This window comes from Georgenia phoenicis, assembly GCF_047302425.1.
Lineage (GTDB): Bacteria > Actinomycetota > Actinomycetes > Actinomycetales > Actinomycetaceae > Oceanitalea.
In genome coordinates this window covers 64,151-78,241 of the sequence record NZ_CP154855.1, presented here as the reverse complement: position 1 = coordinate 78,241, position 14,091 = coordinate 64,151, and the positions used below count along the sequence as shown (strand labels likewise).

General features: G+C 73.3%; 12 protein-coding genes and 1 tRNA gene. 8 read left to right on the top strand and 5 right to left on the bottom strand.

What is annotated here, in order from left to right; genetic code table 11:
• The first annotated feature begins 10 nt into the window (after nucleotides 1-10).
• From cysS to AA0005_RS00425, 3 genes are all read left to right on the top strand, one after another.
• Entirely contained in the window at nucleotides 11-1,450 is a 1,440-nt protein-coding gene (gene cysS / locus AA0005_RS00435) for a cysteine--tRNA ligase (RefSeq protein WP_413451474.1), read from the top strand.
• Nucleotides 1,450-2,412: a 23S rRNA (guanosine(2251)-2'-O)-methyltransferase RlmB gene (gene rlmB / locus AA0005_RS00430; RefSeq protein ID WP_413451473.1), complete on the top strand. Its 963-nt coding sequence runs from the start codon at nucleotides 1,450-1,452 to the stop codon at nucleotides 2,410-2,412. The genes cysS and rlmB overlap by 1 nt, the downstream gene beginning before the upstream one ends.
• A gap of 200 nt (nucleotides 2,413-2,612) precedes the next feature.
• Nucleotides 2,613-3,452, top strand: a complete 840-nt coding sequence (locus tag AA0005_RS00425) for a DUF559 domain-containing protein (RefSeq protein WP_413451472.1) — start codon at nucleotides 2,613-2,615, stop codon at nucleotides 3,450-3,452.
• A gap of 345 nt (nucleotides 3,453-3,797) precedes the next feature.
• Here the strand turns inward: AA0005_RS00425 and AA0005_RS00420 are convergent, their stop codons facing one another.
• The 4 genes from AA0005_RS00420 to AA0005_RS00405 all read right to left on the bottom strand — a co-directional run bounded on the left by AA0005_RS00420 (nucleotide 3,798) and on the right by AA0005_RS00405 (nucleotide 8,696).
• Nucleotides 3,798-5,036, bottom strand: a complete 1,239-nt coding sequence (locus AA0005_RS00420; protein WP_413451471.1) for a DUF4032 domain-containing protein — start codon at nucleotides 5,034-5,036, stop codon at nucleotides 3,798-3,800.
• A gap of 76 nt (nucleotides 5,037-5,112) precedes the next feature.
• Nucleotides 5,113-6,240, bottom strand: a complete 1,128-nt coding sequence (locus tag AA0005_RS00415) for an ABC transporter ATP-binding protein (RefSeq protein WP_413451470.1) — start codon at nucleotides 6,238-6,240, stop codon at nucleotides 5,113-5,115.
• A gap of 180 nt (nucleotides 6,241-6,420) precedes the next feature.
• Nucleotides 6,421-7,278: a trehalose-phosphatase gene (gene otsB, locus AA0005_RS00410; protein WP_413451469.1), complete on the bottom strand. Its 858-nt coding sequence runs from the start codon at nucleotides 7,276-7,278 to the stop codon at nucleotides 6,421-6,423.
• Nucleotides 7,275-8,696: an alpha,alpha-trehalose-phosphate synthase (UDP-forming) gene (locus tag AA0005_RS00405; protein WP_413451468.1), complete on the bottom strand. Its 1,422-nt coding sequence runs from the start codon at nucleotides 8,694-8,696 to the stop codon at nucleotides 7,275-7,277. Before AA0005_RS00405 ends, otsB begins: the two co-directional genes overlap by 4 nt.
• Nucleotides 8,697-8,801: 105 nt before the next feature.
• Here AA0005_RS00405 and AA0005_RS00400 point away from each other — a divergent pair, with 105 nt between their 5' ends.
• The 4 genes from AA0005_RS00400 to AA0005_RS00385 all read left to right on the top strand — a co-directional run bounded on the left by AA0005_RS00400 (nucleotide 8,802) and on the right by AA0005_RS00385 (nucleotide 11,991).
• Nucleotides 8,802-10,445, top strand: a complete 1,644-nt coding sequence (locus AA0005_RS00400) for a protein kinase domain-containing protein (protein ID WP_413451467.1) — start codon at nucleotides 8,802-8,804, stop codon at nucleotides 10,443-10,445.
• Nucleotides 10,446-10,485: 40 nt separating this feature from the next.
• A complete protein-coding gene (locus tag AA0005_RS00395) occupies nucleotides 10,486-10,968 on the top strand; it encodes a hypothetical protein (protein ID WP_413451466.1) in 483 nt (160 codons plus the stop codon).
• 91 nt (nucleotides 10,969-11,059) lie between these two features.
• Nucleotides 11,060-11,830 (top strand): thioredoxin domain-containing protein, encoded by a 771-nt coding sequence (locus tag AA0005_RS00390; protein ID WP_413451465.1) that lies wholly within the window; start codon nucleotides 11,060-11,062, stop codon nucleotides 11,828-11,830.
• Nucleotides 11,831-11,918: 88 nt separating this feature from the next.
• Nucleotides 11,919-11,991: transfer RNA gene (locus AA0005_RS00385), tRNA-Thr, on the top strand.
• Between the two features lie 518 nt (nucleotides 11,992-12,509).
• On the opposite strand, the gene AA0005_RS00380 is transcribed toward AA0005_RS00385, so the two are convergent.
• Nucleotides 12,510-13,073 (bottom strand): TetR/AcrR family transcriptional regulator, encoded by a 564-nt coding sequence (locus tag AA0005_RS00380; RefSeq protein ID WP_413451464.1) that lies wholly within the window; start codon nucleotides 13,071-13,073, stop codon nucleotides 12,510-12,512.
• A gap of 119 nt (nucleotides 13,074-13,192) precedes the next feature.
• Between AA0005_RS00380 and AA0005_RS00375 the strand changes: the two genes are divergently transcribed.
• Nucleotides 13,193-14,035 carry an alpha/beta fold hydrolase gene (locus AA0005_RS00375; RefSeq protein WP_413451463.1) on the top strand — a complete coding sequence of 281 codons (843 nt, stop codon included), beginning with the start codon at nucleotides 13,193-13,195 and terminating at the stop codon, nucleotides 14,033-14,035.
• Nucleotides 14,036-14,091 lie beyond the last annotated feature (56 nt).

Sequence of the window (14,091 nt, the reverse complement as noted above, 5' to 3'; positions counted from 1 at the left end):
CCTGGGGCACGTGAGCCTGCGACTTCATGACTCCGCCACGCGGTCAGACCGCGAGCTGGTGCCCCTCGTCCCCGGACGGGTGAGCATCTACCTATGCGGTGCCACCGTCCAGGGGGCGCCCCACGTGGGTCACCTGCGCTCGGCGATCGCCTTCGACGTCCTCGCCCGGTGGCTGCGCCGTCGGGGCCTGGAGGTGACGCTCGTCCGCAACGTCACCGACGTCGACGACAAGATCCTCACGAAGTCCGCCGAGGCCGGCGTCCCCTGGTGGGCGTGGGCCTACCGCTTCGAGCAGGAGTTCACCGCCGCCTACGACGCCGTCGGGGTGGGCCGGCCCACCTACGAGCCGCGCGCGACCGGCCACGTCACCGAGATGGTCGCCCTCATCGACCGGCTCGTCGAGCGCGGGCACGCCTACCGGGGCGAGGGCGCGAACGTCTACTTCGACGTCCGCTCCTTCCCCGAGTACGGCGGCCTCACCCGCCAGCTGCTCGAGAACATGTCGACCCTCGACGAGGAGGAGGCGGGCGACAAGCGCGACCCGCGCGACTTCGCCCTGTGGAAGAACCCCAAGGACGGCGAGCCCGAGTCCGCCGCCTGGGACACCCCCTACGGGCGGGGGCGGCCCGGCTGGCACCTCGAGTGCTCGGCCATGGCCCACCGCTACCTCGGCGAGAGCTTCGACATCCACGGCGGAGGCATCGACCTGCGCTTCCCCCACCACGAGAACGAGATCGCCCAGTCCCGCGCCGCCGGCTACGACTTCGCGCAGCTGTGGATGCACAACGCCTGGGTGACCGTGGGCGGGGAGAAGATGAGCAAGTCGCTCGGCAACTCCCTCGTCGTGTCCGCCGTGCTCGAGCGGGTGCCCGCCGTCGTCCTGCGCTTCGCCCTGGGCACCGTGCACTACCGCTCGACCGTGGAGTTCTCCGACGACTCCCTCGCGGAGGCGACGAGCACGTGGGAGCGGCTCTCCGGCTTCGTCACCCGCGCCGTCGAGCGGGTGGGGCAGGTGCCGGCCGACGAGGTGACGGGCCGGCCGGTCTCCGCGCTGCCGCCCGCCTTCGTCGCCGCGATGGACGACGACCTCAACGTCTCCGCCGCCCTCGCCGCCGTGCACGAGCAGGTGCGCACGGGCAACAACGCGCTGGCCGCGGGGGAGGACAGCGTCGTGTGGCAGGCGCAGCTGCAGGTGCGCTCGATGCTCGACGTGCTCGGGCTCGACCCGCTCGCCGCGCCGTGGACCACCGGCAGCCGGTCGGACGACGCCGCCCGCGAGGCGCTGGACGTGCTCGTGCCCGCGGTGCTCGCCCAGCGCGCGGAGGCACGCCGCACCAAGGACTGGGCCCGCGCCGACGCGCTGCGCGACCAGCTCCAGGCCGCGGGCATCATCATCGAGGATTCACCCGACGGCGCCAGATGGCAGCTCGGGACGAGAGGAGGCCGTTGATGGCCGGGAACTCCAAGCGCCGCGGCGCAGTACGCAAGGCTGGGTCCAAGAAGGGCGCGACCGTCGGCAGCGGCGGCAAGGGCCGCCGGGCGCTCGAGGGGCGCGGGCCCACGCCCAAGGCCTCCGACCGTCCCTACCACCCGGCAGCGGCCCGCAAGGCGGCCGCCGAGAAGCGGGCGGGCGGCGGTGCGCCGGCGCGCAAGCCGGCGGCGCGGTCCGGCAGCGGGCGTGAGCTCGTCGCGGGCCGCAACGCCGTCCTCGAGGCGGTGCGGGCCGGCATCCCGATCGACCACGTCTACCTCGCCGCGCGCGTCGACACCGACGAGCGCCTGGGTGAGGTGTTGCGCACGGTGACGGCGCGCAACACCCCGCTCCTCGAGGCGAGCAAGAGCGACCTCGACAAGCTCACCGACGGTGGCAACCACCAGGGCATCGCCATCCAGGTGCCGCCCTACGAGTACGCCGACCCTGCCTCCCTCCTCGACCGTGCGGCCGGGCGGGCCCCGCTCATCGTCGCGCTCGACGGCGTCACCGACCCGCACAACCTCGGCGCGGTGCTCCGCTCCGCCGGCGCCTTCGGAGTGGACGGCGTCCTCGTCCCCGAGCGGCGCTCGGCCGGGGTGACCGCGACCGTCTGGAAGGTCTCGGCCGGGGCCGCTGCCCGCGTCCCGGTGGCGCGGGCGACGAACCTCGTGCGGGCGCTGCAGGAGTACAAGAAGGCCGGCTGCTTCGTCGTCGGGCTCGACGGTGAGGCACCCACGACGGTGGCCGAGCTCGAGCTGGCGACCGAGCCGCTCGTCGTCGTCGTCGGCTCCGAGGGCAAGGGCCTGTCACGGCTGGTGCGCGAGACCTGCGACTCCATCGCCGGCATCGCGATCTCCTCGAGCGTGGAGTCGCTCAACGCCGCCGTGGCCACGGGCATCAGCCTCTACGAGATCGCCCGCATCCGCGCCACCCGCTGAGCCGCCGCTGCGCCGGCTCCGTGCCACAAACGCCCGTCCTGGCGGTCTCGGCCTCGGCCGGCGTCCCGGAACTCCGGGACCTGCCGCGGCTGACGTGCGGCGCTTGTGGCACGCTCCCCAGGGGCGCCCCGCTCCACCGCCGTCCCCAGCGTTCGCCTCGGCTGCCGCAGGGGTCGTCCTGAAGCGGTCACTGTGCATCCATGGATGCGCTGCAGCAGCTGGTGTCGTTGGGCGGGGTGGCGCGCAGCGGGGAGCTGCGCTGCAGCCCCAAGGAGCTCGCCGCACTACGGAGCACAGGAGGGGTGCGTGACCTCGGCTCCGGCTGGCTGGCGGTCGACGGGGCCGCACCGGCACTCGTCGCGGCGCGGCGGCTCAACGGGACCATCACCTGCGTGAGCGCGGCGGACCACTACAGGCTCGCGGTCCTCAACGAGCCGGACGAGCCGCACGTCGCCCTGCCGCGTGCGCGTGGGGTCCGACCAGGCCGGGCACGGGTCCACCGCGAGAGCCGGTGGACGAGGGTGGCCGGCCCCCTGCCGGTAGCGCCGCCGGCGGAGGCCATGGCGCGCGTGCTGCGCTGCCTCCCACTCCAGGCGGCCGTGGTGACGGTGGACTCCGCGCTCAACAAGCGCCTCGTCACCGTCGAGGAGGTCTACCCGTACCTCGTCGGCCCTGGGAGCGCGCGAGCGCGGGAGGCGCTCGCCCGGTGCGATTCCGGGAGCCGGTCACCGATCGAGACCCTGGCACGGCTCGAGCTCGAGGCGGCCGGGCTCACGGTGGTCTCCGCCCCGTCGATCGCTGGGGTGGGTGAGGTGGACCTGGTGGTCGAGGACATCGTCGTGATCGAGTGCGACGGCTTCGCCTACCACTCGGGCTGGCGGGAGTACCGGGAGGACCGCAGGCGCGACCGCGCGCTGGTCGCGCTCGGTTACCGCGTCCTGCGGTTCACGTGGGAGGACATCATGGCGAACCCGGCGATCGTCGTCACTGCGGCGCTGGCGGCGTTGGCGGCGCCACAACGGAGTGTCTCGCGAGGCTGAGCAAGGAGCTGAACCGGCGGACGGCCCGACCGGCGGACCGGCGGCGGCGCTGGACGTCGCGCGACGGGCCGGCGTGGCGGGGAGCGTGCCACAAAAGGGGAGTCAGCCGAGGCTGGTCGGGGCGCCGACCAGGCGTTTCGCAGGGCTGGACGACCGGCCCAGCGTCGCTTGTGGCACCCTCCCGGGCCGGCAGTTTGCGGCGGGCGGTCCGGCGTGGCGGGGAGCGTGTCACAAAGGGAGTCAGCCGAGGCTGGTCGGGGCGCCGACCAGGCGTTTCGCAGCGCTGGACGTCCGGCCCAGCGTCGCTTTGTGGCACCCTTCCCGCACCGGCCGCCGGCCGGGGGGCTAGAAGTCGTCGAAGCGGGGGGTGTCGGTGTCGAGGAAGGAGCGCTCGTCGGGGCGGTGGCGCAGGACGGAGTCGATGTAGGACTGGACCGCCTCGTGCAGGGGGACGTCGCGGCGCTGCTGCTCGGAGATGAACCAGCGGTGCTCGAGAACCTCGTGGAAGACCTCCGCGGGCTCGAGCTTCCCCTTGAGCTCGCGGGGGATGGCGCGCACGGTGGGCTCGAAGACCTTGGCGAGCCAGTCGTGCGCGACGAACTCCTCCTCCTCGCCCTGCCGGTCGGTGGCGGCGCGGTAGGCGTCGAGGTCGTTGAGCATGCGGCGCGCCTGGTTCTCCTGGACGTCCAGGCCGGTCAGGCGCATCATCCGGCGGTGGTGATGGCCGGCGTCGACGACCTTCGGCTGGATATGGACGCTCGTGCCGTCGACGTCGGTCGTCATTGACAGCTCACCGACGTCGAAGCCCAGCTCGTTGAGCCGCTGGATGCGGGCGGCGACCCGCCAGCGCTCGCCGGTGTCGAAGGACTCGGACTCGGTGAGCTCACGCCACAGGGTCGTGTACCGCTCGACGATCCGGTTGCCGACCTCGATGGTGTCGACGTCCTCGTCGAGGATCTCACCGGCCTGGAGGTCCATGAGCTCGCCGATGATGTTGGTGCGCGCGATGTCGAGGTCGTACTCGCGCTGGCCGACGGTCAGCTCGGGCTGGAACTCACCGGTCTCCGCGTCCACGAGGTAGGCGGCGAAGGCGCCGGCGTCCCGGCGGAACAGCGTGTTCGACAGCGAGACGTCACCCCAGTAGAAGCCGAGCAGGTGGAGCCGCACGAGCAGCACCGCCGCGGCGTCGATGAGGCGGGTGGCGGTGTCCGGGCGCAGGTACTGGGAGAACAGCGCGCGGTAGGGCAGGGAGAACTGCAGGTGCTCGGTGACGAGCACGGAGTCCAGCGGCTCGCCCTGGGGCGTCGCCCGGCCGGTGATGACGGCCAGCGGCTGCACCGAGGGCGCGTCGAGCCGGTTGAGGTTGCGGAGCATCTCGTACTCGTGGAACGCCACGGTCTCGCCGATCTCCTTGACGGCGATGACCCGCCCGGAGAGCCGGACGAAGCGCACGACGTGGCGGGAGATACCGCGGGGCAGCGCCGCGAGCACCGACTCCGGCCAGTCCTCCAGCGCCACCTCCCACGGGAGGTCGAGGAGGGCAGGATCGAGCCGCGCAGCGGTGATCTCCAGGGACTGTGCCATCAGGTCCGACTCCTCGTGACGTGCCGCAGGGGCGAACCCGACGGTATCGGGTTCGCCCCTGCGATGCGTTGACGCGTCAGCCGGGCAGCCGCTCGCCGGACGACACGGCGAAGTTGTGCTGCTCGCCGGTGCGGATGCGGGCGTGGATCGTGTCACCCTTCATCGGCACGTCGCGCGGGTCGATGCGGACGATGATCTGCGACTCGCCGGCACCGGACGTGATGTGCTCCGCGAGCTCCTTCGAGCCCGCCAGGCGGCCGTAGACGAAGGCGTCGGAGCCGAGCTCCTCGACGAGGTCGACCGTCACCGGGATCGCACCCTCGGTCCCGGCGGACACGCGGTCCAGGGACTCGGGGCGGAAGCCGACGACGATCTCGCCCTTGTCGTCGCTGCTCAGCGCGCTGAGCGTCTCGCGGGTCAGCGGCATGCGCACGTCGCCCAGGACGGCGGCGCCGTCCTCGACGCGGAAGGTGCCGAGGTTCATGGCGGGGGAGCCGATGAAGCCGGCGACGAAGACGTTCGCGGGACGGTCGTACATGTCGCGCGGGGTGCCGACCTGCTGGAGGACGCCGTCCTTGAGGACCGCGATGCGGTCACCCATGGTGAGGGCCTCGGTCTGGTCGTGGGTGACGTAGACCGTGGTGACGCCGAGGCGGCGCTGCAGCGAGGCGATCTGCGTGCGGGTCTGCACGCGGAGCTTGGCATCGAGGTTCGACAGCGGCTCGTCCATGAGGAACACCTGCGGCTGACGCACGATCGCGCGGCCCATGGCCACACGCTGACGCTGACCACCGGAGAGGGCCTTGGGCTTGCGGTCGAGGTACTCGGTGAGGTCGAGGATCTTCGCTGCCTCCTCGACCCGCTGCCGGATCTCCGCCTTCGGCTTGCCCGCGATCTTCAGCGCGAAGCCCATGTTGTCCGCGACGGACATGTGCGGGTAGAGCGCGTAGTTCTGGAAGACCATCGCGATGTCGCGGTCCTTGGGCTGGACGTCGGTGACGTCGCGGTCACCGATGAGGATCCGGCCCGAGTTGACGTCCTCGAGGCCCGCGAGCATCCGCAGGGAGGTCGACTTGCCGCAGCCCGAGGGGCCGACGAGCACGAGGAACTCGCCGTCGGCGATCTCGAGGTTGAGTGCGTCGACGGCCGGGCGCTCCGTGCCCGGGTAGACGCGGGTGGCGTTGTCATACGTGACTGATGCCATGGTGGTGTACATCCCTTCACCGGCAGGTACGTGCCGGACGATCCGTTGTGAAGAGTGCCAGGTGTCTGCCTTGACACTGGCCCGTCCGCGGAGATCGGTGACCACCGTGGCTGGGCTGGGGCCAGTGTGACACACGCGCAGTGTCCCGCGGCACAGGCGCAGGTCCCGGTGTGGGCGAGGTCACACGCTCTCGCGCAGCTCCAGGAGGCGCAGGAGGACGGCGGCCATCTCGTCGGGGTCGGCCACCCGGTACCCGGCCGCCGTCGGTCCGTCGCCCACCTTGATCCCGACGTCGTCGGGGCCGAGGACGGCGAAGGCGTCCTCGTCGGTGACGTCGTCGCCGGCGAAGAGCACCGCCTGGGGGGCGACGTCGGCACGGAGCTCGGCGACGGCGTCGCCCTTGGTCGAGTGGACGACCGCCATCTCGACGACGGACTTGCCCTCCTGCACCCGCAGGCCCGGCCGGGTCGCCGGCCCCGCGAGGACGGCCGCGGTGAGGGCGGCGGCGTCCTCGGGACTGCACTGCCGCGAGTGGACGACGACGGAGGCCGGCTTGGTCTCGACCCAGGCACCCGCGTAGCGCTCGGCGAGGGCGGTGGCCTCGCGCAGCACCTCGGCGCGCAGGGTCGCCTGCTCGTCGCTGAGGACGAGCGGCTCGGTGACGAGCTCGGGCTCCCCGGCGAGGGACAGACCGACGTGGCCGCGCTGGGCGCCGTGGCTGCCCACGATGCGCGTGCCGACGGGCACCTCGGCGAGGGAGACGAGGGAGGTGGCCTCGCGGCCGGAGATGAGGGCGAGGTGCACGCCGGGCAGGGCGTCGAGGCGGGCGAGGGCCTCGACGGCGGCCGGGACGACGCGCGAGTCCGCGGGGTCGTCGACGAGCGGGGCGAGGACGCCGTCGAAGTCGAGGGCGACGAGCACGGAGGGCTGGGCGGCGAGGTCGCGCAGCGCCTGGTCGAGGATCTCCTCGACGTGCTGGACGAACACGGGGACGTCGACCCCCGGGCCGGGGACCCCGGGGTCCTGGTTCTCGCTCATGCCTCGCTCCTCCCGGTGGACAGCGCGCTGAGGAAGTCCTGGGCCCAGCGCTGGACGTCGTGCTCGACGACGCGGCGCCGCAGCGCCCGCATCCGCCGTCGTCGTTCCCGCGGCTCCATGCCGATGGCCCGCATGATCGCCGTCTTCGTGCCGTCGATGTCGTGCGGGTTGATGAGCAGTGCCTGGCCGAGCTCGTCGGCGGCACCGGTGAACTCGCTGAGCACGAGGACGCCCCCGAGGTCGCGGCGGGCCGCGATGTACTCCTTGGCCACGAGGTTCATGCCGTCACGCAGCGAGGTGACGAGCATGACGTCGGCCGCGAGGTAGAGCGCGGCCATCTCCTCCGCGGGGTAGGAGTGGTGCATGTAGTGGACGGCCGGCTTGCCGAGGACGCCGTAGTCGCCGTTGATGCGCCCGACCGTCACCTCGATCTCGTCGCGCAGCTGGCGGTACTGGTCCACGCGCTCGCGGGAGGGGCTGGCGATCTGGACGAGAGTCGTCTCCGGCGGCGTGACGCGTCCGTCGGCGAGCAGCTCGCCGAAGGCCTTGAGCCGGTGGCGGATGCCCTTGGTGTAGTCGAGGCGGTCGACGCCGAGGAGGAGGACGTCGGGGCTGCCGAGCTCCTGGCGGATCTCCACGGCCCGCTGCTTGACCGGCTCGCTCTGCGCGAGCTCGTCGAAGGACGCGGTGTCGATCGAGATGGGGAAGACCCCGGCGCGCACGCGGCGCTCGGGGCGCGACCACCGTGCCCCCACGGTGACGGCCCGACCCTTGGTGGTGAGCGGCGTCAGGCGCCGCACGGCCCGCATGAAGTTCGAGGCGTCCGAGGAGCGCTGAAAGCCGATGAGGTCGGCGCCGAGCAGCCCCTCGACCACCTGCCGCCGCCAGGGCAGCTGGGTGAAGATCTCCACGGGCGGGAAGGGGATGTGGTTGAAGAAGCCGATCTTGACGTCGGGGCGCAGCATCCGCAGCACCGAGGGGACGAGCTGGAGCTGGTAGTCGTGCACCCACACGGTGCCGCCCTCGGCGACGGCCTCGGCCGCGGCGGCGGCGAAGCGGCGGTTGACGGCGACGTAGGCGTTCCACCACTTGCGGTGGTACTCCGGTGGGACGATGACGTCGTGGTAGAGCGGCCACAGGGTGCCGTTGGAGAAGCCCTCGTAGTAGTCGGCGATCTCCTGCTCGCTCAGCGCGACCGGCCACACGCGGATGCCGTCGGCCTCGAAGGGGTCCAGGGCGAGGTCCGGGCTCCCGGCCCAGCCCACCCAGGCACCCTCGTGCTGGCGCATGACCGGCGCGAGCGCCGTCACCAGCCCGCCGGGGGAGCGTGACCAGTCGACCGAGCCGTCGGGGCCCAGGGTGATGTCGACGGGAAGGCGGTTGGCGACGACGACGATCGAGTGCTCACCGGCAGGCATCAGGTGTTCAGTCCTCCTTGGGAAGTTCTTTGCCGAGGCTACCCGGGGCGGGTCCGAGCGGCACGGGGGCGGGGCGCCGGGCCCGGCGCTGGGTAGGTTGTCGTCATGCAGGGGATCGACGGCTACCACCTCGTGCGGCGCATCGGCGCCGGCGGGATGGGCACGGTGCACGAGGCGGTCGACGCCGACGGCAACCGGGTGGCGGTCAAGGTGCTCCACGAGTCGATCGCTGCGGACCCCGCCGCCCGCGAGCGGCTGCGCCGCGAGGTCGAGCTGCTCCACCGCGTCCGCGGCCGGGGCGTGGCCCGGGTCCTGGACGCGGAGGTCGACGGCGTCACGGCCTTCGTCGTCACCGAGCTCGTCGACGGGCCCACCCTCGAGGACGACGTCCGAGACCACGGGCCGCTCGAGGCCGAGGACCTCGCCGCCCTGGCGCACGGACTGGCCGCCGGCCTGCGGGCCATCCACGCCGCGGGCGTCACCCACCGCGACCTCAAGCCGGGCAACGTCATGCTCGCCGCCGACGGGCCCGTCATCATCGACTTCGGCATCGCGCAGGTGGCCGACGACGTCCGCCTCACGCAGACCGGCATGGTCACCGGGACCCCGGGCTACCTCGACCCCGACGTCATCGCCGGCGCGGACCCCGGCCCCGACGGCGACTGGTGGGCGTGGGCCGCCGTCCTCACCTTCGCGGCCACCGGCCGCCCGCCCTTCGGGCGCGGGACCATCCAGGCGGTGCTCGGCCGGGTGAGCACCGGCGTCGTCGACACCGATGGTCTGCCCGACGACGTGGCGGCGGTGCTCGCGGCGGCGCTCGACCCCGAGCCGGCGCGGCGCCTGCCGCCCGCGGACGTGCTCGCCGCGCTCGACGGCGACTGGGACCGCCCGGCGCTGCGGGCGCTGCTCGCCGGCCCCGCGCCCGCCGTCGTCCCGCAGACCCACGTGCTGCCGTCCGCACCGCCGCCCCCGGTTCAGGAGACGCGGGTGTTACCACCCGCACGGCCCTGGCAGGGGCAGTCGGAGCCGGCCTGGCAGGCGGCGCCCGAGCCCTGGCAGCCGGCTCCCGAGCCGGCGTGGCAACCCGAGCAGCCCTGGCAGGCGGCTCCCCTCGAGCACTCCCCGCTCGCCCCGGTGCAGCCCCCGCCCGGCTGGGGCGGCGTCGCGCCGCTCGAGCCGCCGGAGTGGGTCCGCCCGCCCCGGCGGCGCAGCGGCACGGTCGCCGCGCTCGGGCTCGGCCTCAGCGCGCTCGCGCTCCTCGCCCCGGGAGCCTGGCTCGTGGGGCTCGCGGTGCTCGTCGTCGTCCTCGGGGCAGTGGGACGCGGGAACGAGCGGCTGCGAGCGGTGCGGACGCGGCGCGGCCCGCGCCGCTCCGACGCCGCCCGGGCGTGGCTGGGCGCCCCCGTCCACCTGCTGTGGGCGGCCGGTGCGGCGCTGCCGGGAGTGATCCTCGCCGTCGTCGTCGCGGGTGGGGGCTGGTGGGCGGCGTACGCGGCCGGGGTGCCCACCGACGGCGCCGCACCGGTGCTGCTGTGGGGGGCGGCGGCCGCAGGGATGGCGCTCGCGTGGGTCGCCCCGCCGTCCGGGGCGGCGCGGGAGGGGGCGCGCGTCGTGCTCGGCGGACTGCCCCGGCCGGGGCGGCTCGCGCTCGTCCTGCTGGCGCTCGCGACGGCGGCCGCGCTCGCCGTGGTCGTCGTCAGCGGCAGTGCACCGCAGCCGGCCTGGGCCCCGCTGCCGGAGCCCGTCTGATTCCTCGCCAGTGGGCAGGTGCGGCACGTACGCTGAGCCGGTGCCCCGCTCCCGCCTGCTCGCGCGCCCCGGCCTGCTCCTGGCCGTCGCCGTGCTGCTGCCCGCCGCCGCGGCGCTGCTCAGCGGCACGGTGCGGGTGACCCGGTGCGTGGCCGTCCCCGACGGCGTGGCCCAGGTGGGACTGGGCCTCGCGCTGCTCCGGCCCGCGGAGGAGTGCCCGACCACGGGTCTCGCGCTGGGCGGGGAGGGCGAGCAGGTGCTCGCCGTCGTCGTCATGCTCACGCTGCCGATGCTGCTCCTGCACGCCGGCGTCCTTGCCGGCACCTGGGGCGTGGGCGCCGCGGTACGGCGCTCGCTGGCCCGGCTGGCGCGCCTCACCCCGTGGCGGCGGACCCCGGCGCCGCGCGCCCTCGTGGTGCCTGCCCGCCTGCGCACCGCCGTCGGGACCCTCAGGGTGCCGGCGCGGCGCACGCCCACGGCCGTCCCGCTGCTGCGCGGACCACCGGCGGCCCTGCCGGCCTGAGCCCGTCCCTCCCGCCGCGGGACGAGCACGCCGGCTGCACGGCGGACCCACCCCACGGGCGCCCGGCGCCCGCCCCCAGCCAGGAGAACCCATGTCCAACGCCAAGGTGAACAAGCAGCAGGAGCGCCGCGAGGCCGCGCGCGAGCAGGCCCGCAAGCTCCGCGAGGCGCAGCAGCGCCGGGAGAAGCGCAACCGGCTCCTCATCATCGCCGGTGTCATCGTCTTCATCGCGGTCGTCGCCGCCGCCCTCTTCTCGATCATCAACTCCCGCAACGCCGACCCGCTCGAGGGTGTCGACTCCCAGCCGGCCGGCGCCATCGAGAACGGCGCGATCCAGCTCGGCCCCGACGGCGTCGGCTCGGCGGCCGAGGGCGCACCCGTCGTCGACGTCTACCTCGACTACCTGTGCACCCACTGCTGGACCTTCGAGAACGTCAACGAGGGGGTGCTCGAGGAGCTGGCCGCCAACGGTGAGGCGACCGTGAACTTCCACCCGATCGCCTACATCAGCGGCTCCGACTTCAACGTCCGCGCCGCCAGCGCCCTGGGCGAGGTGGCGACGCAGTCCCCCGAGCACTTCGGGAAGTTCAACGCCGAGCTCTTCGCCGCGCAGGGCGAGGGTGGGGCCACCCCGCTGAGCGACGAGCAGATCGCCGACGTCGCCCGCGAGCTGGGCATCGCCGAGGACGTCATCGAGACCTTCGCCGACACCCGCTACAGCGACTGGGTCCAGGGCGTCACCGAGCAGGCGCGCCGCGACGACATCGGCGGCACGCCGACCATCCTCATCGACGGCGAGCCGTTCACCGGCTGGCAGCAGCCCGGTGCCCTCGCCCAGGCCGTGGCCGACGCCGCAGCCTGACCTGCGACAGCGCCGCACGCGGCGTCTGGCAGACTTCTCGGGGCGGGGCCCGCGCGGCCCCGCCCCGTGGGCGGGTCCTCCCGCCCACGCCGCCTTAGCTCAGCTGGTAGAGCACCCGCCTTGTAAGCGGACGGTCGTCGGTTCGAGTCCGACAGGCGGCTCCGACAACCCGATCGACGTCTTACCTCAGTGGCCCTGCGGGACCGGGGGTGACAGGCGCCGGCCCGATGCCGGACATGGCGTCGTCCTCGCGATCGTGCCGCCACCGCCGAGGTAGTCGAACCACGACATCACGCGAGAGGCTGTGAACCTCTCCCGTCAGGAGGTTCGCCTGGTGTCGGCGATGCGCTGCAAGCCCGGAGGGACGGGCTTGCCCAGCCGCTGGTGCGCCTTGACCGAGATCTGAGCGGGCGAGCCCCGCCTCGGACAGCACCAGGCTGTCGGACGCCGCCGACTCCACTGCCCAACGCAGCAGCCGCATCGTCTCTTCCCGGCGGCGCCACTGGTCCGCCTCCTTGTCTCCCCGGCGTGAGACCCACTGGCCGAGGAGCACACCGAGGAAGGCGAGCACCGGGGTGGCGACCGCAACGGCGACGGTGACGGCAGGCATCACGGTTGAGGCTACCGGTTGCCCGGGGCGCGAGAGCCGGTTCCGGTTGCCCGTCCGGGCGCGCCCGCGCTACGCCGCGAGCGAGGCGTCGATGAGCACCTCAGCGGCGCTGCGGGCCTGCGCGGCGACGGCCGGGTCGCCGGAGATCGCGGCCGTGCTCTGCGCTCCCTCGGCCAGCAGCGACAGCTGGTCGGCGAGCAGCGCCGGGGCACCGAGCTCGGCGACGAGGCCGGCCATGTACCGCTGGAAGCCCGCCTTGTGCGCGCGGATGATCTCCGCGGCCTCGGGGTCGTTGCCCCCGATCTCCCCGAAGGCGTTGATGAACGCGCAGCCGCGGAAGCCCTCGGTGCCGAACCACTCCTCGAGGTAGGAGTAGACCGCGAGGAGCCGCTCGCGCGCGCTCGGCCCCGCGGCGTCCACCCGTGAGGTGACGCCGCTCTTCCACGCCTCGTGCCGACGGGCGAGCACCGCCTTGACGATGTCGTTCTTCGAGGGGAACAGCGCGTACAGCCGGCGCAACGACACCCCGGCCGCGGCGCGCAGCTCGGCCATGCCGACGGCCGCGTACCCCTTGGCGTAGTAGAGCTCGTCGGCTGCGGCAAGGATCCGCTCTCGTGCCTGTCCGTCATCCACGGCTCCAGCCTACTTGACGCGAGAACGATCGTTTTCTACTGTCGTCCACATCGGCGAGAACGATCGTTCTCGCTTCGTCCGAGGCTCGTCAGGAGCCTCCTGCCGCAAGGAGCGGAAGCATGGGATACATCAGCGTCGGCACCGAGAACAGCACCACCGTCGAGCTCTACTACGAGGACCAGGGTGCGGGGCAGCCCGTCGTCCTCATCCACGGCTACCCGCTGAACGGGCACAGCTGGGAGCTGCAGACGCGTGAGCTGCTCGCACAGGGCTACCGCGTCATCACCTACGACCGCCGCGGGTTCGGCCGCTCCTCCAAGGTCGGCGCGGGCTACGACTACGACACCTTCGCCGCGGACCTGAACGCCGTCCTCGAGGCGCTCGACCTGCGTGACGTCGTCCTCGTGGGCTTCTCCATGGGGACCGGCGAGCTCGCCCGCTACGTGGGTCGCTACGGCCACGACCGCATCGCAAAGCTGGCCTTCCTCGCCTCGCTCGAGCCCTTCCTCGTCCAGCGCGAGGACAACCCGGAGGGCGTGCCGCAGGAGGTCTTCGACGGGATCGTCGCCGCCGCCAGGAAGGACCGGTATGCGTGGTACACCGACTTCTTCGCCGACTTCTACAACCTCGACGAGAACCTCGGCACCCGGATCAGCCAGCAGGCGGTCGACGCCAGCTGGAACGTGGCCACCTCCAGCGCCCCGGTCGCCGCCCACGCGGTGGTGCCCACGTGGATCGAGGACTTCCGATCCGACGTCGACGCCGTCCGCGAGAGCGGGAAGCCCGTCCTCATCCTCCACGGCACCGCAGACCGCACCCTGCCGATCGACACCACCGCCCGCCGCTTCCGCACGCTGGTCCCGGCGGCCGAGTACGTCGAGCTCGAGGGAGCCCCGCACGGGCTGCTGTGGACGCACGCCGATGAGGTGAACGCCGCCCTCACCGGCTTCCTCTCCCGCTGATCGTCTCCCCGGGCAGCGGTGGCCGGGTCGCCACTGCCCGGGGGTCCCGGGCCGCC

Excerpts from the sequence above, each read along its gene's own strand:
- rlmB (WP_413451473.1), top strand. The coding sequence starts at position 1,450 with ATGGCCGGGAACTCCAAGCGCCGCGGCGCAGTACGCAAGGCTGGGTCC.
- AA0005_RS00425 (WP_413451472.1), top strand. The coding sequence starts at position 2,613 with ATGGATGCGCTGCAGCAGCTGGTGTCGTTGGGCGGGGTGGCGCGCAGC.
- AA0005_RS00420 (WP_413451471.1), bottom strand. The coding sequence starts at position 5,036 with ATGGCACAGTCCCTGGAGATCACCGCTGCGCGGCTCGATCCTGCCCTC.
- AA0005_RS00415 (WP_413451470.1), bottom strand. The coding sequence starts at position 6,240 with ATGGCATCAGTCACGTATGACAACGCCACCCGCGTCTACCCGGGCACG.
- otsB (WP_413451469.1), bottom strand. The coding sequence starts at position 7,278 with ATGAGCGAGAACCAGGACCCCGGGGTCCCCGGCCCGGGGGTCGACGTC.
- AA0005_RS00405 (WP_413451468.1), bottom strand. The coding sequence starts at position 8,696 with ATGCCTGCCGGTGAGCACTCGATCGTCGTCGTCGCCAACCGCCTTCCC.
- AA0005_RS00400 (WP_413451467.1), top strand. The coding sequence starts at position 8,802 with ATGCAGGGGATCGACGGCTACCACCTCGTGCGGCGCATCGGCGCCGGC.
- AA0005_RS00390 (WP_413451465.1), top strand. The coding sequence starts at position 11,060 with ATGTCCAACGCCAAGGTGAACAAGCAGCAGGAGCGCCGCGAGGCCGCG.
- AA0005_RS00375 (WP_413451463.1), top strand. The coding sequence starts at position 13,193 with ATGGGATACATCAGCGTCGGCACCGAGAACAGCACCACCGTCGAGCTC.